The organism is Streptomyces sp. NPDC002092 (genome assembly GCF_053593775.1).
Genome location: NZ_JBSFDG010000023.1, coordinates 102,728 through 124,455, shown reverse-complemented (window position 1 = coordinate 124,455; position 21,728 = coordinate 102,728). Strand labels below are relative to the sequence as shown.

Sequence of the window (21,728 nt, the reverse complement as noted above, 5' to 3'; positions counted from 1 at the left end):
CGTCCTCAAACGCCGGACGGGCTGAGTTGGCTGAGCCGAATCCAGCCCCTCCGGCGTTTGAGGAGCGGGGGTCCGGGGGCTGGCCCCCGGTTCGGGACGCGTAGGGGCGGCGGGGGCGAAATCCACAGGCCCCGACACCCGCCCGAGCACCGTCGTACGCTTGAGGGACCCCCGGCCCGCCGCGCGCGTCGGGCCCTTCGCGTTGCCCGCCCCCCGGACGAAAGCCGCCCCGAATGAGCCTGCACGGTCTGCTCGACGCCGTCGTCAAGGACACCGCCCTCGCAGAAGCCGTCAAGGCGGCCACCGACGGCAACCGCATGCACATCGACCTCGTCGGCCCCCCGGCCGCCCGCCCCTTCGCGATCGCCGCCCTCGCCCGCGAGACCGCCCGCCCCGTGCTCGCGGTGACGGCGACAGGACGCGAGGCCGAGGACCTGGCCGCCGCCCTGCGCTCGCTGCTGCCGCCGGAGGGAGTCGTGGACTACCCCTCCTGGGAGACACTCCCGCACGAGCGGCTGAGCCCCCGCAGCGACACCGTCGGCCGCCGCCTCGCCGTCCTGCGCCGCCTGGCCCACCCCCGCCCGGACGACCCCGAGACCGGCCCGGTCTCCGTCGTCGTAGCGCCGGTACGATCCGTGCTGCAGCCGCAGGTCAAGGGCCTCGGAGACCTGGAACCGGTCGCACTGAAGACCGGGCAGACCGCCGACCTGAACGAGATCGTGGAGGCCCTCGCCGCCGCCGCGTACGCGCGCGTGGAGCTCGTCGAGAAGCGCGGCGAGTTCGCCGTACGAGGCGGCATCCTGGACGTCTTCCCGCCCACCGAGGAACACCCCCTGCGCGTGGAGTTCTGGGGCGACGACGTCGAGGAGATCCGCTACTTCAAGGTCGCCGACCAGCGCTCCCTAGAGGTCGCCGACCACGGCCTGTGGGCGCCGCCCTGCCGTGAACTCCTGCTCGCGGACGACGTACGCACGCGTGCGCACACCCTCGCCGAGCAGCACCCGGAGCTGGGCGAACTGCTCGGCAAGATCGCCGAGGGCATCGCGGTCGAGGGCATGGAGTCCCTCGCCCCCGTCCTGGTCGACGACATGGAACTGCTGATCGACGTCCTGCCCAAGGGCGCCATGGCCGTCGTATGCGATCCGGAGCGGGTACGCACGCGTGCCGCCGATCTCGTCGCGACGTCCCAGGAGTTCCTCCAGGCGTCCTGGGCGGCCACGGCGGGCGGCGGCGAGGCCCCCATCGACGTCGGCGCCGCATCGCTCTGGTCCATCGCGGACGTCCGTGAGCGGGCCCGCGAGCTGGACATGATGTGGTGGTCGGTCTCCCCCTTCGCCGCCGACGAAACGTTCACATCTGCCGCTGACGCGGGGGGCGACGCGGACACCCTCAAGCTCGGCATGCACGCCCCCGAGACCTACCGGGGCGACACCGCCAAGGCCCTCGCCGACACCAAGGGCTGGCTCGCCGAGGGCTGGCGCACGGTGTTCGTCACCGAGGCGCACGGCCCGGCGGCCCGCACGGTCGAGGTGCTCGGTGGCGAGGGCATCGCGGCCCGCCTCGACGTGGAACTCGGGGAGATCTCCCCGTCCGTCGTGCACGTGGCGTGCGGCTCGATCGACTACGGCTTCGTCGACCCGGCGCTCAGACTCGCCGTCCTGACCGAGACCGACCTGTCCGGCCAGAAAGCAGCCGGCAAGGACGGCGCCCGGATGCCGGCCCGCCGCCGCAAGACCATCGACCCGCTCACCCTGGAGGCGGGCGACTACATCGTCCACGAGCAGCACGGCGTCGGCCGCTACATCGAGATGGTGCAGCGCACGGTGCAGGGCGCCACCCGCGAGTACCTCGTCGTCGAGTACGCCCCCGCCAAGCGCGGCCAGCCCGGCGACCGCCTGTACATCCCCACCGACCAGCTGGAGCAGATCACCAAGTACGTCGGCGGCGAGGCCCCCACCCTGCACCGCCTGGGCGGCGCCGACTGGACGAAGACCAAGGCGCGCGCGAAGAAGGCCGTCAAGGAGATCGCGGCCGACCTCATCAGGCTGTACAGCGCGCGCATGGCGGCCCCCGGCCACACCTTCGGCCCGGACACCCCCTGGCAGCGAGAGCTGGAGGACGCCTTCCCGTACGCGGAGACGCCCGACCAGCTCACCACCATCGCCGAGGTCAAGGAGGACATGGAGAAGTCGGTCCCCATGGACCGCCTGATCTGCGGCGACGTCGGCTACGGCAAGACGGAGATCGCGGTCCGCGCCGCCTTCAAGGCCGTACAGGACGGCAAGCAGGTCGCGGTCCTCGTCCCCACGACCCTTCTGGTGCAGCAGCACTTCGGGACGTTCTCCGAGCGCTACTCCCAATTCCCCGTCAACGTACGGGCGCTCAGCCGCTTCCAGACGGACACCGAGGCGAAGGCCGTGCTGGAGGGCCTGCGGGAGGGCTCGGTGGACGTCGTCATCGGCACCCATCGCCTGTTCTCCTCGGAGACCAAGTTCAAGGACCTCGGCCTGGTCATCGTCGACGAGGAGCAGCGCTTCGGCGTCGAGCACAAGGAGCAGCTGAAGAAGCTGCGCGCCAACGTCGACGTACTGACGATGTCCGCGACCCCCATCCCCAGGACCCTGGAGATGGCCGTGACCGGCATCCGCGAGATGTCGACGATCACCACACCCCCGGAGGAGCGCCACCCCGTCCTGACCTTCGTCGGGCCGTACGAGGAGAAGCAGATCGGCGCCGCCATCCGCCGCGAACTCCTGCGCGAGGGCCAGGTCTTCTACATCCACAACCGGGTCGAGTCCATCGACCGGGCCGCCTCCCGGCTGCGTGAGATCGTTCCCGAGGCGCGGATCGCGACCGCCCACGGCCAGATGTCCGAGTCGACGCTGGAGCAGGTCGTCGTCGACTTCTGGGAGAAGAAGTACGACGTCCTCGTCTCGACGACGATCGTCGAGTCCGGCATCGACATCTCCAACGCCAACACCCTGATCGTGGAGCGCGGCGACAACTTCGGCCTCTCCCAGCTGCACCAGCTGCGCGGCCGGGTGGGCCGCGGCCGCGAGCGCGGTTACGCCTACTTCCTGTACCCGCCGGAGAAGCCCCTGACGGAGACCGCCCACGAGCGTCTGGCCACCATCGCCCAGCACACCGAGATGGGCGCGGGCATGTACGTCGCCATGAAGGACCTGGAGATCCGCGGCGCGGGCAACCTCCTCGGCGGCGAGCAGTCCGGCCACATCGCCGGCGTCGGATTCGACCTGTACGTCCGTATGGTCGGCGAGGCCGTCGCGGACTACCGGGCCTCCCTGGAGGGCGGGGTGGAGGAGGAGCCGCCCCTGGAGGTCAAGATCGAGCTCCCCGTCGACGCGCACGTCCCGCACGACTACGCCCCCGGCGAGCGCCTGCGCCTGCAGGCCTACCGTGCCATCGCCTCCGCCAACACGGAGGCGGACATCAAGTCCGTACGCGAGGAACTCGTCGACCGCTACGGCAAGTTGCCCGAACCGGTGGAGAACCTGCTCCTCGTCGCGGGCCTGCGGATGCTCGCCCGCGCCTGCTCGGTCGGCGAGGTGGTCCTGCAGGGCAACAACATCCGTTTCGCACCGGTGGAGTTGAGGGAGTCCCAGGAGCTCAGGGTCAAGCGCCTGTACCCCGGGACCGTCATCAAGCAGGCCGCCCACCAGGTGCTGGTGCCGCGCCCGAAGACGGCGAAGGTGGGCGGAAAGCCGCTCGTCGGGCGGGAGTTGCTGGGCTGGGTGGGCGAGTTCCTGACGTCGATCCTGGGGTCGTAGAGCCGGACGGCAGACGGACAGACGGCAGACGGACATACGAAGCCGTCCGCGGGAGGCGGATTCCGCGGACGGCTGCTCTGTGGCCCTAAGGCTGTTCGGGCCTGTCGCGATCCATGCCGAGCTGTCCCTCGATGCGCTGCTGGGCGTCGTCGACCTGGTTCTCGTACTTGTTGCCCGTTCTCTCGTTCACCTTGCGTTCCGCCGCGTCGGACATGTCCTTGGCCTTGTCCTGCATCTGGCGGTTGCTCTTGAACCTGTCGAAGATACCCATCCAGAGCTCCTTCCCGAGATGGCTCAGCAACGACGATACGGCCGATATATGAGCAATGCCCACTCGGGCCGGTTTTGGTCTGGACCTCATGAGTGCCCCCGTGCGCCCTCTCGCTACGGTGTGCGGACAGTCGTACGGGACATTCGTACGAGAGAAGACCGCCCGTGCGGGGCGGATCATGCAGCAAGGGGAGGGCACAGCGTGAGGCGTCTGAGGGGTGGGGCGGCGGCCGCCATGGTGCTGGTGTTCGCCGTGGCCGGATGCAAGGCGGAGACCAAGACGGGATCCGGCGGACCGCAGCAGACCGGCGGCGGGGGCGCGGCCCTCACGGCCGCCGAGTCGCTGACCGTGAAGGGGCGCGCGCCGAAGACGGGTTACGCCCGGGACAGGTTCGGCGCCGCCTGGGCGGACACCGACTCCAACAGCTGCGACACCCGTGACGACATCCTCAAACGGGACCTGGACGACGTGAAGTTCAGCGACGGCAGGTGCAAGGTGTCGTACGGCGTCCTGGAGTCGGACCCGTACTCCGGCCAGAAGGTGACCTACCGGCGCGGCCGCAGCCTCGTCGACATCGACCACATGGTCGCCCTCTCCGACGCCTGGCAGAAGGGCGCCAAGTACTGGGACGCGCGCAAGCGCATAGCCCTCGCCAACGACCCGCTCAACCTCCTCGCCGTCGACGCGAGCACCAACCGCGCCAAGGGCGACGGCGACACCGCGACCTGGGTGCCGCCGAACAAGGCCTACCGGTGCACCTATGTCGCCGCCCAGGTCGCGGTGAAGAAGAAGTACGGGCTGTGGGTGACCGCCGCCGAGAAGGCCGCGATGGAGAAGGTGCTCAAGGCGTGCCCGGGACAGAAGCTCCCCTCGGGCGGCAACCCGACCGAGGCGCCGGCCCGCTTCCGCGCCGACTGACGGGAACGGGCCGGGGGCTCGGCTACGCCTGCTTCTTCAGCGCCGCGAGGACCGTCGTCGTCACCTTCTTCGCGGACGCGGCGCCGTTGTCGCTGCCCGCCGTGGACAGCACCGTGACCACCGAGTTGCCGGACCGGGCCGCGATCAGCGTGGTGCCGTTCTGCCAGGTGCCGCTCGTCAGCGTCATCGTGTAGGCCTCGTCCCCGAGCCCGGACGTGGACTTGCCGGTGAGCTTCACCTTGGCGTGCGCGTCGGTGTCCGTGAACGTGGCGCACTCGGTGGCGACGGACTGCAGGCTCTTCATCACCGCGGCGGACGTGGTGCCCTGGAAGGTGTCGATCTCCTGGGCGACCTCCTGCGTCTTGTCCTTGCTCGCGTAGTCGTTCTGCGCGAACGACACGCCCCCCTTGTAGCCGCTCACCTGGATCCAGGACGTGGCTTCCAGCCTGGTGCAGTCCGGCTTCGCGCTCTTCTTGGCGGACTGGGAGAGGAGGGTGTCGCCGGTGTCCGAGGAACCGTCGGCCTCGATGGTGAGCCCGGCGGGGAAGGCCGACGCGGGCGCCAGCGCCTTCTTCAGCTGTGTACCGGTGGGCAGAGAGGCGCTGGGGTCCTTCGCCTTGGCCGCGGCCGCCTTGTCGGAGGAAGCCGCGCCCCCCTGGTCGGAGGAGGAACCGGACGAGCAGGCGGTGAGGGCCAAGGGGAGTGCCGCGACGGCGAGCAGGGTGGCGGCACGAGGCGAGAGACGCATGACAGTCCTTCAAAGGTGGTGTTGACGGGGGAGAGCGCACGGGCATGCCGTGCACGGGCCGGAGGCGGCCCGGGGCGTGGGGAGTGGGGGCCGCCCGTGGAAGCCGGTGGAACGGCTCGGTGAGCGGCGAGCGGTAATGGTAAGCGTGCGGGTGGGACGGCCGAACCCCAGGTGGGGAGCCGGCGCCTTGCCGGGCGCCCGGGCCGCGCCCCGGCGGTCACGGGAGGGGGAGGGTCAGGCCGCCTTCTTCCAGTCACCGCAGCCGGTGGTCTTGAAGTAGGCGTCGCCCGGGCTGATGGTGACGACGGCCGTGCCGGTCACGTTGTCGTTCGCGATGATCGAGTGGAGCGAGTGCTCGGCGTCCTTGGTCCGCTCCCAGTAGCAGGAGTCGTCCTTGTTGCCGGTGGACCGGTAGGTGCCGGGGGCGATGTCGGAGCCGACTCCGAACATCCCGCCGTCGCCGGCCATCCTGGCGGCGGGGGTTCCCTTCGCCTTGGTGCCGACGGCCTCCCAGTCCTTGCAGCCGTTCGACTTGAAGAGCTTGTCCGTGGCCTTGACGGTGACGTAACTGGTGCCGCTCACATTGTCGTTGGCCAGGATCGAGTCCGTCTCGCCCTTGGCGTCCTTGGTGCGCTCCCAGTAGCACATGCCGTCGGTGTTGCCGGTGGTGCGGTAGGTGCCGGGCTTGACGTCCGAGCCGACCCGGAAGTCGCCGTCACCCGCGAACGCGGCCTTCTTCTTCCCGGCAGCTTGCGCCTTCCCGTTGCCGGAGTCGTGCTGCGCGGAGGCCGAGGAGTTCTTGCCGGAGCCGGAGGTGGAGCCGCTTCCCTTGTCGCCTGCGTTCGCCGATACGACGCCGATGACCACGACCCCCACGACGGCGCTCAGCGTGAGCCTGCCCTTCATGCCCATGACGATGTCCCCCCTCGGACGTTCGGATGTGGCGAACTGCCGTTGCCCGGCCGCTGCCGTTCACGGTGTTCGCTGGGTCAATAAGAGCAGAGGCTGTGAACCGAGTCAACACGGTTCACGGAGTCGGGTGTGTACACGGCCGTGAATGCATGGATCTTGCCTGCGTCGGTATGCTCGGCGTCACACTGTGACAACGAGGGGAGCCGGCGGGTGCAGGACAACGCGACAGAGGTGACCGCCGCCGGGATCGCGCGGCTGGCCGGCGTCGGCCGCGCCGCCGTCAGCAACTGGCGCCGCCGCCACGCCGACTTCCCCAAGCCCGTCGGCGGCACCGAGACGAGCCCGTCCTTCGCGCTCGCCGAAATCGAGGCCTGGCTGCGCAAACAGGGCAAACTCGCCGAGGTGCCACTCCGTGAACGCGTCTGGCAGCAGCTCGCCGGGCATCCCGAGGGCCCCGTCACGGCGTTGATCCACGCAGGCTGCGCCCTGCTGCTCATCCACGACCGGCCGACCGTCTGGCTGGAGGCGAGCGCCGGGTCCGACGAGCGGCTGGCGGCGATGCTGACGGGCGCGCTGGAGGACGTCCTGGTACCGCGCTTCGGTGCGGCGGTCCGAGGGCGCGGTGTTCACAGCGGATCGGCCGGAGGTGCGGAGCCGGGTGTGAACTCCCCGCTGCCTGTGAACGCACCGCTCGCCGTGAACACCTTCACCGCCGCCCCCACCCCCACTTCCGCCCCCACACCACCCGCCGTGCAAGCCCCCTCCGGCCCCCAACTCCTCCCCTCCGCCCCCCTCCTGCGCGGGGTCGCCGAACTCGCCGCCGCATCAGGCGCCCGCCAGACCTTCGAGTTCCTCCTCGGCCGCCACCTCGACGCCAACCCCCGCCAGTACACGCTCACCCCCACCGAACTCGCCGAACTCATGGCCGACCTGGCAGGCACCGCCCGCACCCTCCTCGACCCCGCCTGCGGCACCGGCGCCCTCCTGCGCGCCGTCACCCCCAGACCCGACCAGGAGCTCTACGCCCAGGACAGCGCCCCCGACCTCGCCGCGCTCACCGCCCTGCGGCTCGCCCTGCACACGCCGGCGACCGTGCGCGGCGCCGCGGGCGACACCCTGCGCGCCGACGCCTACCCCGGGCTGCGCGCCGACGCCGTCCTGTGCCACCCGCCGTTCAACGAACGCAACTGGGGCCACGACGAACTCGCCTACGACCCCCGCTGGGAGTACGGCTTCCCGGCCCGCAACGAATCCGAGCTGGCCTGGGCCCAGCACGCCCTCGCCCGCCTCCGCGACGGCGGCACCGCCGTCCTGCTGATGCCGCCCGCCGCCGCCTCCCGCCGCTCCGGCCGCCGCATCCGCGCCGACCTGCTGCGCCGCGGCGCACTGCGCGCCGTGGTCGCCCTGCCTCTCGGCGCGGCACCCCCGTACAACATCCCGCTCCACCTGTGGGTGCTGCGCCGCCCCGACAAGGCGCCCGCGCAGCCCGAGGTGCTGCTCGCCGACACCGGGCAGTACGCCACCGAGGGACGCGGCGGGCCCGACTGGCGGGCCGTGCGCGAGGCCGTGCTCGACGCCTGGGGCGCCTTCGACCGCGCCGGAACGCTAGACGAACGCCCGGGCCTGGCCCGCTCCCTCCCGGTCATCGACCTCCTCGACGACGACGTCGACCTCGCCCCGGCCCGCCATCTGCCGCCCCCGGCCGTGACCGACGGCGCCGGCGCGCTCACCGCCGTACGCGAACGCCTCGGCGAGACCCTGCGACTGACCGCCGAGCTCACTCCGCCGCCCGCGGACCACGCGCAGCCCGCGCCCCGCTGGCCGTTCACCACCGTCGGTGAACTCGCCCGCGGGGGCGCCCTGGTGCTGCGCACCGGCGGAAACGGCGGCCACGCGCGCGTGCCCGTCCTCACCGACCACGACGTCTTCGCCCAGACCGCCCCCTCCGGCGCCCTGCCCGAGAGCGACGAGGACGCCGTGCTGACGCAGCCGGGCGACGTCGTCGTGCCGGTGCTCGGCGGCGGCTCGGTGGCACGCGTGATCGACGACACGACCGCGGGCGCCGCCCTCGGGCGCAACCTCGTCCTCCTGCGCCCCGATCCCACGGCGCTCGACCCCTGGTTCCTCGCCGGGTTCCTGCGCGGCACCGCCAACAACCGCCAGGCCAGCAGCTACGCCTCCACGGCCACCCGCCTCGACGTGCGCCGCCTTCAACTGCCCCGCCTGCCCCTGGACGAACAGCGGCGCTACGGCGAACGCTTCCGCGCCCTCGACGACTTCGAACGCGCCCTGCGCCGTGCGGGCCGCCTCGGAGAGCAACTCGTGCGCGGGATGTACGACGGTCTGACGGACGGGACGGTCGCACCGGACTGACGCCTTCCCCGCCGGGGAAGCTGACCAGCGCTGCAACGGTTCGACACAACGCGGGACCCGTTGTCCTTGTCGGCCTATACGCTCGGAGCGAGTACTTACGCGGTACTCACATTCCGTTCGCATCAGGCCTCCAGGAGCAGCCATGCAGGGCCACGGCTACGCCGCGCCTCCGCCGCGTCGACCCCCGACCGCGGTGTTGGTGCTGCTTCGTGTGATCTTCGTGGCGGTGGCGCTGCTCAGCATCGGATTCCTGGCATGGGTGGCGACGCTCCGCGCGGCGATCGTGACCCGCAAGGCCACCGACTGGTGGATCTTCGCGGCCTCGTTGGTGGTCCTCGGCATCAGCTTCGCCTTCCTGAGCACCGACCACACCGACGACTTCAGCACGCCGAACGGCAATGTCGGCATGATCATCCTGCTCCTCAACGCCGCAGCCTGCGCCGGTTACTACCTGTACGCGGACATACGCCACTTCGGGCCGGGCCCCACCGGCTATCCGATGCCACCGGCCTCGGGCATGGGCTACGGCTACCCGCAGCCCCCGTCGCCGTACGCGGCCACGCTCCCGCAGACGCCCGTGGTGGCCGCGCCCTCCACCCCCGTACCGCCGCCCCCGCCGCAGCAGCGCCCCGCGCCCGCCCGTATCGACCAGGTGCGCGCCGAACTCGACGAACTCAGCGACTATCTGCGCCGGCACCCGGGCCACCCGGACGGCAACCACGAGGGCGGAAGGTGACCGTGGCGGCAGGACGGGTCGTCGCCGGCCGCTATGCGCTGTCCACGCTCATCGGGCAGGGCGGCATGGGCCAGGTCTGGACCGCGTACGACCAACGGCTGGACCGGCGTGTGGCGGTGAAGCTGCTGCGCCCCGACAAGGTGGCGGGCGCCGAGGCGGACGAACTGCGCCGCCGGTTCATGCGCGAGTGCCGGGTGACCGCGCAGGTCGACCACCCGGGGCTGGTCACCGTGCACGACGCGGGCAGCGAGGGCGAGGAGCTGTTCCTCGTCATGCAGTACGTCGACGGCGCGGACCTCTCCGACCACCTCGCGGAGCACGACCCGTACCCCTGGCAGTGGGCGGTCGCCGTCGCCGCGCAACTGTGCGCCGTGCTGAGCGCCGTGCACGCCGTGCCGATCGTCCACCGCGACCTCAAGCCCCGCAATGTGATGGTGAAGCAGGACGGCACGGTCACCGTCCTCGACCTCGGCGTCGCCTCCGTCATGGACGCCGACACCACCCGCCTGACCCACACCGGCACCCCCATCGGCTCGCCCGCCTACATGGCGCCCGAGCAGGCCATGGGCGGTGCGGTCGGCCCGTACACCGACCTGTACGCGCTCGGCGTACTGCTGCACGAACTCCTCAGCGGCGACGTCCCCTTCGCGGGCTCCACGGCACTCGGCGTACTGCACCGGCATCTGTACGAGCCCCCGGTCCCCGTACGCCGTATTCGCCCCGAGGTCCCCGAGCCGCTCGAACACCTCGTCCTGCGCCTGCTCGCCAAGGACCCGCAGCACCGTCCGGCGTCCGCGCAGGACGTGTACGAGCACCTGGCGCTGATGCTGCCCGCACGTGGGAAGCCCACCGGGGCGCCGCTCGACCCCACGCGCCCCTTCCTCCGCCCGCACGCCCCCTGGCCGGACCGCGCGCGCACGCCCGCGCCCCAGCCCGCCCCGGTCACCCCGGCGGTCGAGAAGGCGGAGAAACCGGACGTGGCCCGCGCCGTCGACGAGGTCAAGCGACTCCTCGGCGAGGGCCGCATCACGCAGGCCGTCGACATCCTCGGCGCGATCCTGCCGACCGCCGCCGAACAGCACGGCGAGCACTCGCCGGTCGTCCGCACCCTGCGCAAGCAGTACGCGGCCACCCTCATGGACGACGGCCAGTACCGGCGCGCACTGCCCGAACTGCGCCGCCTCGCCGACGAACGCGCCGCCGAGGCGGGCCTGGCCGACCCGCAGTCGCTGCGCTTCCGCTACGAGGCCGCCCAGTGCCTGGAGCAGCTCGGCGAGCCGGCGGCCGCGCTCGCCGAGTACCGCGCTCTGCTGCCGTACTACGAGAACCAGTACGTGGCCGGCGACCCCGAACTCGCCCACGACGTCCGCCGCCGCATCGGGCACCTCCTGCTCGCCCTCGGCGACCGCGCCGCCGCCCACGACACGCTCGCCAGGCTCCTGCTCGATGTGGAGCGCCTGCGCGGCCCCGCACACCCGCTCGTGGCCGAAATCCGCCGCACATTGGGGTGGTTGGGGCAGGTACGCGGTTAGTTTTTACCGAACCATGAGGGATTCTTGTGATCTCCGGGGGCTTTCGTTTCCCGAACGCTTGATCGCGTTCCGATACGTTCCGTTCGTTTTACGCCAGGCAACGCATTGCGCCAGGCAACGCGCAACGCAGCCGACGCACAACCAGGGGTGGGGTACACATGGCCGGCCATCGGCAGTCCAAGAAGCGCAGATACATCACCTGGGCCGCCGCCGGTGCCGCCGTGGTAGCGGGTGCCGGCCTCGCCGCGCAGAGCTCCATGGCCGCCACCACCTGGCCCGCGCAGAAGACGTACACCGGCCGCGCCTTCGACACCTGCGCCGCGCCCTCCCTGGCCGCGATGAAGGCCTGGCACACCGGCTTCTACGGCGCCGCGGCCGTCTACGTCGGCGGCAAGAACCGCGGTTGCTCCCAGCCCAACCTGACCGCCTCCTGGGTGAAGTCGGTCAGCACGGTCGGCTGGAAGCTCATCCCGATCTACGTCGGAGCCCAGCCGCCCTGCCAGTCCGGCTCCAGCCCCGAGAAGATCACCGCCACCACGGCCGCCTCCCTCGGCAAGACCGACGCGGACGACGCCGTGGCCAAGGCATCGGCGCTCGGCATGAAGGCCGGCAGCCCGATCTACCTGGACATGGAGTCGTACGACATCACCAACACGTCGTGCAACAACGCCGTGCTCACCTACGTCCGCGCCTTCGACAAGGAACTGCGCGCCAAGGTGTACCGCGCCGGCTACTACGGCTTCACCAGCTCCAGCGCCAAGGCCATCGCGAACGCCACCGACAAGACCGACCTGCCGGGCAACCTCTGGTACGCCCTGTGGGACAAGCAGAACACCACGACCGCGGACTGGCCGTTCGGCTCGACCCAGTACACGGACCACAGCCGCGGTCACCAGTACCTCGTCAACAGCAAGGAGACGCGGAACGGCTACACGATCACCGTGGACCGCGACGCGTGGGACGCCCCGGTGGCCATCACCGGCTGAGCCCCGGCCCCGCGGAGGCGCGGCGGTGCCCGAAGTCCCGGTGAATCGTTGGTCGAATGGGTTGGCCAGAGCCTGGTCACTGCCTACCATCGATCACCGCAAGACTTTGTGCACCGTCGCACAATCTCCTCGGGAGGCTCCCTTGCACCGCCGTCGCACCGCGCTCGTCCTCACCGCCGCGATCGCCGCCGCGGCCCCCGTCCTGACCGCCTGCGGAAGCGATGCGCACCCCGGTGCGGCAGCCGTCGTCGGCGGTCAGCGGATCACCGTGGCGCAGCTGGAGACCAGGGTGAACGAGGTGCGCGCGGCGCAGCGGGCGGCCGTGAAGGACGACGCGCAGTACAAGCAGGCCGTCTCGCAGACCGCGAGCCTCACCCGCGACACCCTGCACGGAATGGTCATCGATCAGGTACTGCACCGCGCCGCCCAGGACGCGGGCGTGAGCGTCACGCCCAAGGAGGTCCAGCAGATGCGCACCGGCCTGGAGCAGCAGGTCGGCGGCTCCAAGGCCCTGCAGACGGCCTGGCTCCAGCAGTACGGGGTCGCCCCGCAGCGCCTGGACGAGAACCTGCGCCTCCAGCTCGAGGCCCAGAAGCTGGCCCAGGCCCTCGGCGCCGACACCAGCAAGCCGGCCTTCTGGAACGCCCTGTCCAAGGCGTCCAAGGAACTCCACGTCGACCTGAACCCGCGCTACGGCACCTGGGACGTCCAGAAGAGCAGCCGCGTCGACGCGAAGACCCCGTGGGTGCGAGAGGTCACGGCGACCGGGACGCAGCAGACGGCGTAACGGTCCTCCATGGCCGCCGTCCCTGTGGACAGCGGCCTTGCGGACCACAGCCCTGTGGACAACTTCCGGAGCTGTCGGCGGTGTGCGTTACGTTCGGATCGTGAACGCAACCAGCTCCGACGCAACCAGCTCCGGACCGTCCCCCGGCCGCATCGTCCTGCTCACCACCAGCCACCGCGTCGCGCCCGGCCTGCTGTCCTGGCCCGCCTGGCAGGCCCTGCACGCCGCCGACCGCGTGCTGTGCTCGGACGGCGCCCACCCGCAGCTGCCGTATCTGCGGGAGGCGGGGATACCGGTCGACGAGGCAGCCCCCGCCGCCGAGGAGCTGGTCGACGGGTGCGCGGGCGGCCGTACGGTCGTCGTGGTCGCGACCGGCGAGGGCGAGCCGGCCCTCACCGACGGCCTGGCCCGCCTCGCCGGCTCCGGACGGACACAGATGCCGGACCTGGAGCTGCTCCCCGCCTCCTACGACCTCCCGGGCGCCCGCCTCCTGGACCTCGTCCAGGTCATGGACCGCATCCGCGCCGAGTGCCCGTGGTCGTCACAGCAGACCCACAAGGGCCTGGCGAAGTACGGCATCGAGGAGGCGTACGAACTCGTCGAGGCGATCGAGGAGGGCGACCGCGAGGAACTGCGCGAGGAACTGGGCGACGTCCTGCTCCAGGTGGTCTTCCACGCCCGGATCGCGGAGGAGGACCCGGACGCCCCCTTCTCCGTCGACGACGTGGCCGCCGGCATCGTCGCCAAGCTCATCCACCGCCACCCGCACGTCTTCGGTGACGAGACCGCCGCCACGCCCGAGGAGGTCAAGGAGCACTGGCTGCGCACCAAGGCGGTCGAGAAGCAGCGCACCTCGGTGACGGAGGGCATACCGCTGGGCCAGCCGGGCCTGGCCCTCGCGGCGAAGCTGGCTTCGCGGGTGCGGACGGCCGGCCTGGAGGTTCCGCTGCCCCAAGCCGAGGGCGTCGGGTACGAGTTGCTCGCGCTGGCGGTGCGCGCCGAGGCGGCGGGCGTGGACCCGGAGGCCGCGCTGCGGGCGGCCGCCCGGGCCTACCGGGACGCGATCAAGGAGACGGAGGGCGGGAGCGGGTCAGGCGGCGGTGAAGCGCACGGGCAGGTCTCGTAGCCCGCGCATGATGAGCCCGCCCCGCCAGCGCAGTTCGGCGGGGTCGGCGGCGAGCTCGAGATCGGGCAGCCGGCGCAGCAGCGTCTCCAGGGCGGTGCGGCCTTCGAGACGGGCCAGGGGGGCGCCCAGACAGTAGTGGATGCCGTGGCCGTATCCGAGGTGCTGGTTGTCCCGGCGGGAGAGATCGAGCGTGTCGGGCTCCGAGAAGCGGGCCGGGTCGCGGTCGGCCGCGGCCAGGACGACCAGGACGGGGTCGCCGGTGGCGATGCGCTGCCCGCCGATGGTCAGCGGCTCGGTGGCGAAGCGCCAGGTGGCGAGTTCCACCGGACCGTCGTAGCGGAGCAGTTCCTCTATACCGGTGTCGAGCAGTGCGCTCTCGCCGCGCTCGATCGACTCCTGGAGCCGCTGCCGCTGCCCGGGACTGCGCAACAGTGCATAGGTCCCGTTGCCGATCAGGTTGATGGTGGTCTCGAAGCCGGCGAAGAGAAGCACGAAGCACATCGCGGCGGCCTCGTTCTCGGTGAGGTGCTCGCCGTGGTCGGAGGCGCGGATGAGGCCCGAGATCAGGTCCTCGCCGAGGTCGCCCCGCTTGCGGTGGATGAGTTCGGCGAGATAGCCGCGGATCTTCTTCACGGAGCGGGCGACGCCGCCGCGCGGGCCTCCGCCGTGCCGGATCATCATCCCCGCCCAGTCGCGGAAGTCGTCCTGGTCCTCGCGCGGCACACCGAGCAGATCGCAGATCGCATAGATGGGGAGGGGGAACGCGAAGTCGTGGATCAGATCGGCCTCGCCGTGCGGCGCGAACCGGTCGATCAGGTCGTCCGTCAACTCCTGCACCCGCGGCGCGAATTCGGCCACCCGCCGGGGGGTGAACGCCTTGGAGACGAGGCGGCGCAGCCGGGTGTGGTCCGGCGGGTCGATATTGAGCAGATGCGTCATGAGATTGGCGCTGCGCTCACCCGGAATACCGGTCCTGCTCTTGCCCTGCGCGTCCTCGGCGTGATGCTCGGGGTTCTTCGAGAGCCGCCCGTCCGCGAGCGCCTGACGTGCGTCGGCATAGCGGGTCACCAGCCAGGCCTCGACCCCGCTGGGAAGTTTCGTCCAGTGGACGGGGGAGTGCTCGCGCAGCCAGGCGTAGGCCGGATACGGGTCACCGGCGAATTCCCAGGTGAAGAGTTCGGGAGCGGTGTTCGGGACGTTCACAGGACGACCGTATCCGGAGCCCGCCGGTGGAGGGGCCGCCGCAGTGAACGGGCCAAAGATGACGCGCGTTCAAGTCTGTGATCTTCACGTGATCTACGCGGCATTAACTTGTGACAAGTGATCGGCACCGGCTACGTTCACGGACCAGCGCGGCGGTATCGAACGCCTGTCGGTGTCATGCGCCGCGCGGTCATTGCTGTCTCGCGAAAGGCCTCCGCATGCTCTCCGGGAACGGTCGACACCGTCGCCCCCGTCAGGCTCCGGCCATCCTCGTCGCGGCCGGAGTGACAGGCTCCGCCATCGCGATCCCGCTCTTCGCCGCGGGCGGCGCCAGCGCTGCCGACGGCACCACGTGGGACAAGGTCGCGCAGTGCGAGACGGGCGGCTCCTGGAGCGAGAACAGCGGCAACGGCTTCTACGGCGGGCTCAAGTTGACCCAGGAGAACTGGGAGAAGTACGGCGGCCTCGACTATGCCCCCAGGGCCGACCTCGCCAGCCGCAACCAGCAGATAGCCGTCGCCGAGAAGCTCCTGGACGACCAGGGCGTCGGCGCCTTCCACACCTGTGGACTGACCTCCGGGCTCACCAAGGACTCGGGCTCGGCCGCCATCGACACCGGCGTGCTGGGCGGTGGTTCCGGTTCGTCCGATTCATCCGGGGCATCCGACTCGACCGGTCTGTCCAACTCCTCGGGCAGCGCTTCCGATGGGTCCTCTTCGTCTGATTCGTCCTCCGGCTCGACCTCCAGCGCCTCCCCTTCGGCCTCCGTGAGTGCGACGGACAACTCCACCGAATCCGGCACATCCGCCTCGCCGTCCACCTCTCCGTCCAAGAAGGCCACGGGCGACCCACAGAGTGCCGACAGCTCGTCGACAGGCAAGGCGAAGGGGGACTACTCGGACAATATCGAGCCCCCGGCGTCCACTTGGACCCTCGTCGACACCGGCACGACCGGCACCGGCCGCCACCGTGGCGCCGGCGCCGATGAGACGGCCGACAAGACCGCCGACAAGACCAAGGCTGACGGCGGCACGCACGACACGTACACCGTCCACGCCGGTGACACCCTCGCCTCCATCGCCGACTCCCTTGGCCTGGACGGCGGGTGGCGTGCGCTCTACGCCGAGAACAAGAACGCCATCGGCACCGACCCGAATCACATCTTCGCCGGTCAGACCCTGAAACTCGGTGCCGAATAGGGCGAAAAACAACGGGAGTTCACGTCACACTTCGCCACCGAATGTCCGGATTGGTGAAAGTGTGGGATGAGTCTCAGAAGCCCTGATCGTCTTTGAAATTCGACGGATCGCGTGTCTACCGTCGTCACCGCTCGTCAACACGAGCCCCGGCTGCCGCAACGCCGAATCCTGCCAGCGGCCGTACGGGAACAGTCGTCGCGTAAAGCGCCGTAGGCAGGAGCGGGGGACCCAAGGTAGGTGCCTGCCCGGGCAGTTGACGGGCGGCTAGGGGTGTAGCCGTGTCTCGTGAGAGCACGGCCGGGCAACTCAACCGGCCCGAACCCGACAGCTCACCTCGCAGGCGTCGGTGAGGGGATCGAACCATGCTGTTTTCCGGTAAGGGCAAGCACCGCCGTCCGTCCAAGGCCACCCGCGCCGCCGCGCTGGCCGGCGTCACCGGTGTCGCCATCGCCGCTCCGCTGATGGCGGCCGGCAACGCCTCCGCCGCCACCGCCTCCGAGTGGGACACGGTCGCCCAGTGCGAGTCCGGCGGCAACTGGGCCATCAACACCGGGAACGGCTACTACGGCGGCCTGCAGTTCTCCGCCTCCACCTGGGCCGCGTACGGCGGCACCGCCTACGCCCCGCAGGCCAACCAGGCCTCCAAGGCGCAGCAGATAGCCGTCGCCGAGAAGGTCCTCGCCGCGCAGGGCAAGGGCGCCTGGCCGGTCTGCGGCACGGGCCTGTCCGGTGCCGCCTACAACGGCAGCGCTCCGTCCACCAACCGCTCCAGCGACTCGCAGGCCGCCTCCCGCTCCGCCGAGCGCCCGGCCGCGAAGACCGAGAGCACGAAGACCCAGAAGAGCACGAAGACCGTCACCACCCCGACCGGCAAGAAGGTCAAGAAGGGCGACGGCGAGTACAAGGTCGTCAAGGGCGACACCCTCAGCTCGATCGCCGAGAAGCACGGCGTCAAGGGCGGCTGGCAGAAGCTGTTCAAGCTGAACAAGGACATCGTCGAGGACGCCAACCTCATCTACCCCGGCCAGCAGCTGCACCTGAAGTGATGCAGGGCTAGGGTCACCCCCGTCCCCCACGGCTCCCCGCTCCGGTGCGTGTTCCCCCGTACGCACCGGAGCGGGGTTCTTTTTTGCACCCCCTCTTTGTTCCGTTCGGAAACAATTTACTCTCGGTTCTGCCCAAGAGGTGGTCGGCAGCGTGGCCGATCGGCCTCAGGCGGTTAGGCTCATCCCGCAGAGCCACCGCGCTACTGCCGTAGCCGTGTCACATCCAAGAAGGAGATGCTCGTGCCGTCCATCGACGTCGTCGTAGCCCGGGAAATCCTGGACTCCCGAGGCAACCCCACGGTCGAGGTCGAGGTCGGCCTCGACGACGGCAGCACGGGTCGTGCCGCCGTTCCGTCCGGCGCCTCCACGGGCGCCTTCGAGGCCATCGAGCTCCGCGACGGTGACCCCAACCGCTACCAGGGCAAGGGTGTCGAGAAGGCCGTCCTCGCCGTCATCGAGCAGATCGGCCCGGAGCTGGTCGGCTACGACGCCACCGAGCAGCGCCTGATCGACCAGGCCATGTTCGACCTGGACGCCACCGACAACAAGGGCTCCCTCGGCGCCAACGCCATCCTCGGCGTCTCCCTCGCCGTCGCGCACGCCGCCTCCGAGGCCAGCGACCTCCCGCTCTTCCGCTACCTGGGCGGCCCGAACGCGCACCTGCTGCCGGTGCCGATGATGAACATCCTGAACGGCGGCTCGCACGCCGACTCCAACGTGGACATCCAGGAGTTCATGATCGCCCCGATCGGCGCGGAGTCCTTCTCCGAGGCCCTGCGCTGGGGCGCCGAGGTCTACCACACCCTCAAGAAGGTGCTGAAGACCAAGGGCCTGTCCACCGGCCTCGGCGACGAGGGCGGCTTCGCCCCGAACCTGGAGTCCAACCGCGCCGCGCTCGACCTCATCATCGAGGCCATCAAGCAGGCCGGCTACGTCCCCGGCGAGCAGATCGCGCTCGCGCTCGACGTCGCCGCGTCCGAGTTCTACAAGGACGGCACGTACGAGTTCGAGGGCAAGTCCCGCTCGGCCGCCGAGATGACCGAGTACTACGAGGAGCTCGTGGCGGCCTACCCGCTCGTCTCCATCGAGGACCCGCTGTTCGAGGACGACTGGGCCGGCTGGAAGGTCATCACCGACAAGCTGGGCGACAAGGTCCAGATCGTCGGCGACGACCTGTTCGTCACCAACCCGGAGCGCCTGGCCCGCGGCATCGAGGAGGGCACCGCCAACGCCCTGCTCGTCAAGGTGAACCAGATCGGCTCGCTGACCGAGACCCTGGACGCCGTCGAGATGGCCCAGCGCAACGGCTTCAAGTGCATGATGTCCCACCGCTCCGGCGAGACCGAGGACGTCACCATCGCCGACCTCGCCGTCGCGGTGAACTGCGGCCAGATCAAGACCGGCGCCCCGGCCCGCTCGGACCGCGTCGCCAAGTACAACCAGCTGCTGCGCATCGAGGAGATCCTCGACGACGCGGCGGAGTACGCGGGCCGCAGCGCGTTCCCGCGCTTCAAGGGCTGACCAGCTCCAGGGGCTGACCCTTACGGGGTCAAGCCTTAGCCAGTCGTACGTACGTCCCCGTACCGGTCCCGTACCGTGTGCGGGGACGTACGCACGTGTGACGGGAGGCGGGGACATGGCCGTGAAGGACCGGGACCGGTTCTCCACCGCGACCAGGATCAGGCTGCTCGGCGAGCAGACGGCGGCCCGGGTCTACCGCTCCCAGACCAAGCGGCAGGCCCGCCGGTCGCGGCTGACCGGCCGGGCGGCGCTGCTCGCCCTGGTGCTGTGCTCGATGGTGGTGGCGCTGGCGTACCCCATAAGGCAGTACGTCTCCCAGCGCTCCCAGATCGCCGATCTCCAGCGGCAGAGGGAGCAGGCCAGGGCGCGGGTCGAGCAGCTGCGCGACCTGAAGGCGCGCTGGCAGGACGACGAGTACGCCGAGCAGCAGATCCGGCTGCGGCTGCACTATGTGCTGCCCGGGGAGACCAGTTACGTCGTGATCGACCCGAGCACGGCCAAGCAGTCGCGCTTCGAGCAGGGCGCGGGCCACCGCCCCTGGTACACGAACGTCTGGGACGGGGTCGACAAGTCCGACGCCTCCGCCCAGTGAACCGACAGAGGAATTCAGCACAGGCATGGATACGCCCCCGCCGCCCACCCCGCGCACCGAGCCCACCGACGCCGATGTCGAGGCCTTCAAGCAGCAGCTCGGGCGGCCGCCGCGCGGGCTGCGCGCCATCGCGCACCGCTGCCCCTGCGGCCGGCCGGACGTCGTGGAGACGGCCCCCCGCCTGCCGGACGGCACGCCCTTCCCGACGACGTACTACCTGACGTGCCCCCGCGCCGCATCGGCGATCGGCACGCTGGAGGCGAACGGCGTCATGAAGGAGATGACGGAGCGGCTCCGGACGGACCCGGAGCTGGCCGCCGCCTACCGCGCCGCGCACGAGGACTACATCGCGCGCCGTGACGCCATCGAGGTCCTGGAGGGCTTCCCGAGCGCGGGCGGCATGCCCGACCGGGTGAAGTGCCTGCACGTACTGGTGGGCCACTCGCTGGCCGCGGGCCCGGGCGTCAACCCGCTGGGCGACGAGGCGATCGCGATGCTGCCGGAGTGGTGGCTCAAGGGGCCGTGCGTGCAGCCGCTTCAGGCCCCCGACCCGGCGGACGAGCTCCCCGGCGAGGCGCAGGGCGAGAGCACCGACCCCACCGCGATCCGCAGCGGCTTCTTCGCGTCCAAGCCGATGGTTCCCGAGGGCTTCAGCCGGGTCGCCGCCGTCGACTGCGGTACGAACTCCATCCGCCTCCTCGTCGCGGACGTCAACCCCGCCACCGGTGAACTGCTGGAGCTCGACCGGCGCATGACGATCGTGCGGCTCGGTCAGGACGTGGACCGGACCGGGCGGCTGGCCCCCGAGGCGCTGGAGCGGACGTTCGCGGCCTGCCGGGAGTATGCGGAGGTGATCCGTGACCTGGGCGCCGCCAAGGTGCGGTTCGTGGCCACGTCGGCCTCCCGGGATGCCTCCAACCGCGACGAGTTCGTACGGGGCGTCGTGGACATCCTGGGTGTCGAGCCCGAGGTCATCTCAGGCGAGCAGGAGGCCGAGTTCTCCTTCACCGGGGCGACCAAGGAACTGAAGGGGCGTGACGACCTCGACCGCCCCTATCTGGTGGTCGACATCGGCGGCGGCTCGACCGAGTTCGTCGTGGGCGACGACCGGGTGCGCGCGGCGCGCTCCGTCGACGTCGGGTGCGTGCGGATGACCGAGCGGCATCTCGTCCGGGCCGGCGCCGTCACCGACCCGCCCGGCGAGGAGCAGATCGCGGCCATGCGGGCCGACATCGAGCGGGCCCTCGACCTCGCCGAGGAGACGGTCCCGCTGCGCGAGGCGCGCACGCTGGTCGGCCTCGCCGGGTCGGTGACGACCGTGTCGGCGATCGCTCAGGAACTGCCCGAGTACGACTCGGAGCGCATCCACCACTCCCGGATCTCCCTCGCCGAGGTCCGCGAGATCACCGAGTGGCTGCTGCACTCGACCCATGCCGAGCGCGCGGCCGTCCCCTCCATGCACCCCGGGCGGGTCGACGTGATCGCCGCGGGCGCCCTCGTACTGCTGTCGATCATGGAGCGGATCGGCGCCGAGGAGGTCGTGGTCAGCGAGCACGACATCCTCGACGGGATCGCCTTCAAGGTGGCGGAAGGCGTCTGACGATCCGGCTGCCGCGGACTACTTGAACCAGTACCGGACGCCGTGGTGGTGCGAACAGGTGCCCTGCGAGTGGCGCGAGTAGGACAGGGTGGCGTCCTTGCACTTCGCCGTCTCGTACTTGTCCCTCGGATGCTGGTGGTGGGTCCAGCCGCACACGCCGGTGGTGTGGCTGACGCAGTGGTGGGCCGTGTTGGTGGCCGGCAGCGTGGCCGCGGAAGCGGTCGGTGCGCTGATGAGGACGCCGGCGAGGGCGACGGTGATCGCCGAGGCAGCAAGACGTGCGCGCATAGGAGTTCCTCCCCCTTGTGGTGCGTTGCAGCGGGAGCTTATAGCGGTGTGAAGGACTCGTGGTCTCTGTTGGAGAAGTCATGGAGACGGCTTTCCGCCCCC

Annotated in this window: 18 protein-coding genes, 1 pseudogene and 1 riboswitch; of the genes and pseudogenes, 14 read left to right on the top strand and 5 right to left on the bottom strand. The window is 70.7% G+C overall.

Annotated elements, in window-relative coordinates; genetic code table 11:
- The first annotated feature begins 233 nt into the window (after nt 1-233).
- Nucleotides 234-3,788 (top strand): transcription-repair coupling factor, encoded by a 3,555-nt coding sequence (gene mfd, locus ACWCRD_RS38935; RefSeq protein ID WP_450970411.1) that lies wholly within the window; start codon nt 234-236, stop codon nt 3,786-3,788.
- Nucleotides 3,789-3,873: 85 nt separating this feature from the next.
- Here the strand turns inward: mfd and ACWCRD_RS38930 are convergent, their stop codons facing one another.
- A complete protein-coding gene (locus ACWCRD_RS38930) occupies nt 3,874-4,059 on the bottom strand; it encodes an antitoxin (RefSeq protein ID WP_030941834.1) in 186 nt (61 codons plus the stop codon).
- Between the two features lie 234 nt (nt 4,060-4,293).
- Between ACWCRD_RS38930 and ACWCRD_RS38925 the strand changes: the two genes are divergently transcribed.
- Nucleotides 4,294-4,977, top strand: coding sequence for an HNH endonuclease family protein (locus tag ACWCRD_RS38925; protein WP_450970421.1), 684 nt, complete (start codon nt 4,294-4,296; stop codon nt 4,975-4,977).
- 22 nt (nt 4,978-4,999) lie between these two features.
- Here the strand turns inward: ACWCRD_RS38925 and ACWCRD_RS38920 are convergent, their stop codons facing one another.
- Nucleotides 5,000-5,725, bottom strand: a complete 726-nt coding sequence (locus ACWCRD_RS38920) for a hypothetical protein (RefSeq protein WP_450970410.1) — start codon at nt 5,723-5,725, stop codon at nt 5,000-5,002.
- A 234-nt stretch (nt 5,726-5,959) separates the two neighbouring features.
- Nucleotides 5,960-6,637: a hypothetical protein gene (locus ACWCRD_RS38915; RefSeq protein WP_450970409.1), complete on the bottom strand. Its 678-nt coding sequence runs from the start codon at nt 6,635-6,637 to the stop codon at nt 5,960-5,962.
- A gap of 210 nt (nt 6,638-6,847) precedes the next feature.
- Here ACWCRD_RS38915 and ACWCRD_RS38910 point away from each other — a divergent pair, with 210 nt between their 5' ends.
- The 6 genes from ACWCRD_RS38910 (at nt 6,848) to ACWCRD_RS38885 (ending at nt 14,177) form a co-directional block, all read left to right on the top strand.
- Nucleotides 6,848-9,010 (top strand): N-6 DNA methylase, encoded by a 2,163-nt coding sequence (locus ACWCRD_RS38910; RefSeq protein ID WP_450970408.1) that lies wholly within the window; start codon nt 6,848-6,850, stop codon nt 9,008-9,010.
- 142 nt (nt 9,011-9,152) lie between these two features.
- The gene (locus ACWCRD_RS38905; protein ID WP_450970407.1) at nt 9,153-9,746 is read left to right on the top strand and encodes a hypothetical protein; all 594 of its coding nucleotides are present in this window, start codon (nt 9,153-9,155) and stop codon (nt 9,744-9,746) included.
- A 38-nt stretch (nt 9,747-9,784) separates the two neighbouring features.
- Nucleotides 9,785-11,278, top strand: coding sequence for a protein kinase domain-containing protein (locus ACWCRD_RS38900; RefSeq protein ID WP_450970420.1), 1,494 nt, complete (start codon nt 9,785-9,787; stop codon nt 11,276-11,278).
- A 158-nt stretch (nt 11,279-11,436) separates the two neighbouring features.
- Nucleotides 11,437-12,264 (top strand): glycoside hydrolase domain-containing protein, encoded by an 828-nt coding sequence (locus tag ACWCRD_RS38895; RefSeq protein WP_450970406.1) that lies wholly within the window; start codon nt 11,437-11,439, stop codon nt 12,262-12,264.
- 142 nt (nt 12,265-12,406) lie between these two features.
- The gene (locus tag ACWCRD_RS38890) at nt 12,407-13,051 is read left to right on the top strand and encodes a SurA N-terminal domain-containing protein (RefSeq protein WP_450970405.1); all 645 of its coding nucleotides are present in this window, start codon (nt 12,407-12,409) and stop codon (nt 13,049-13,051) included.
- A gap of 100 nt (nt 13,052-13,151) precedes the next feature.
- Entirely contained in the window at nt 13,152-14,177 is a 1,026-nt protein-coding gene (locus tag ACWCRD_RS38885) for a nucleoside triphosphate pyrophosphohydrolase (protein ID WP_450970404.1), read from the top strand.
- On the opposite strand, the gene ACWCRD_RS38880 is transcribed toward ACWCRD_RS38885, so the two are convergent.
- Nucleotides 14,142-15,380, bottom strand: a complete 1,239-nt coding sequence (locus tag ACWCRD_RS38880) for a cytochrome P450 family protein (RefSeq protein ID WP_450970403.1) — start codon at nt 15,378-15,380, stop codon at nt 14,142-14,144. The genes ACWCRD_RS38885 and ACWCRD_RS38880 overlap by 36 nt on opposite strands.
- Nucleotides 15,381-15,598: 218 nt before the next feature.
- Here ACWCRD_RS38880 and ACWCRD_RS38875 point away from each other — a divergent pair, with 218 nt between their 5' ends.
- From ACWCRD_RS38875 to ACWCRD_RS38850, 6 genes and pseudogenes are all read left to right on the top strand, one after another.
- Nucleotides 15,599-16,579: a transglycosylase family protein gene (locus ACWCRD_RS38875; RefSeq protein ID WP_450970402.1), complete on the top strand. Its 981-nt coding sequence runs from the start codon at nt 15,599-15,601 to the stop codon at nt 16,577-16,579.
- 195 nt (nt 16,580-16,774) lie between these two features.
- Nucleotides 16,775-16,937: riboswitch (cyclic di-AMP (ydaO/yuaA leader) on the top strand.
- 4 nt (nt 16,938-16,941) lie between these two features.
- On the top strand, nt 16,942-17,625 hold the full coding sequence (locus tag ACWCRD_RS38870) for a transglycosylase family protein (protein WP_450970401.1): 684 nt from the start codon (nt 16,942-16,944) through the stop codon (nt 17,623-17,625).
- Between the two features lie 234 nt (nt 17,626-17,859).
- A complete protein-coding gene (gene eno, locus ACWCRD_RS38865) occupies nt 17,860-19,146 on the top strand; it encodes a phosphopyruvate hydratase (RefSeq protein WP_450970400.1) in 1,287 nt (428 codons plus the stop codon).
- Between the two features lie 115 nt (nt 19,147-19,261).
- On the top strand, nt 19,262-19,738 hold the full coding sequence (locus tag ACWCRD_RS38860; RefSeq protein WP_450970399.1) for an FtsB family cell division protein: 477 nt from the start codon (nt 19,262-19,264) through the stop codon (nt 19,736-19,738).
- A gap of 25 nt (nt 19,739-19,763) precedes the next feature.
- A pseudogene (locus tag ACWCRD_RS38855) lies at nt 19,764-20,213 on the top strand (DUF501 domain-containing protein); the annotation flags it as partial.
- Nucleotides 20,214-20,372: 159 nt separating this feature from the next.
- Nucleotides 20,373-21,338, top strand: coding sequence for a Ppx/GppA phosphatase family protein (locus ACWCRD_RS38850; RefSeq protein ID WP_450970419.1), 966 nt, complete (start codon nt 20,373-20,375; stop codon nt 21,336-21,338).
- Between the two features lie 18 nt (nt 21,339-21,356).
- Here ACWCRD_RS38850 and ACWCRD_RS38845 read toward each other — a convergent pair whose 3' ends face one another.
- A complete protein-coding gene (locus ACWCRD_RS38845) occupies nt 21,357-21,626 on the bottom strand; it encodes a DUF3761 domain-containing protein (protein ID WP_450970398.1) in 270 nt (89 codons plus the stop codon).
- Between the last annotated feature and the right edge of the window lie 102 nt (nt 21,627-21,728).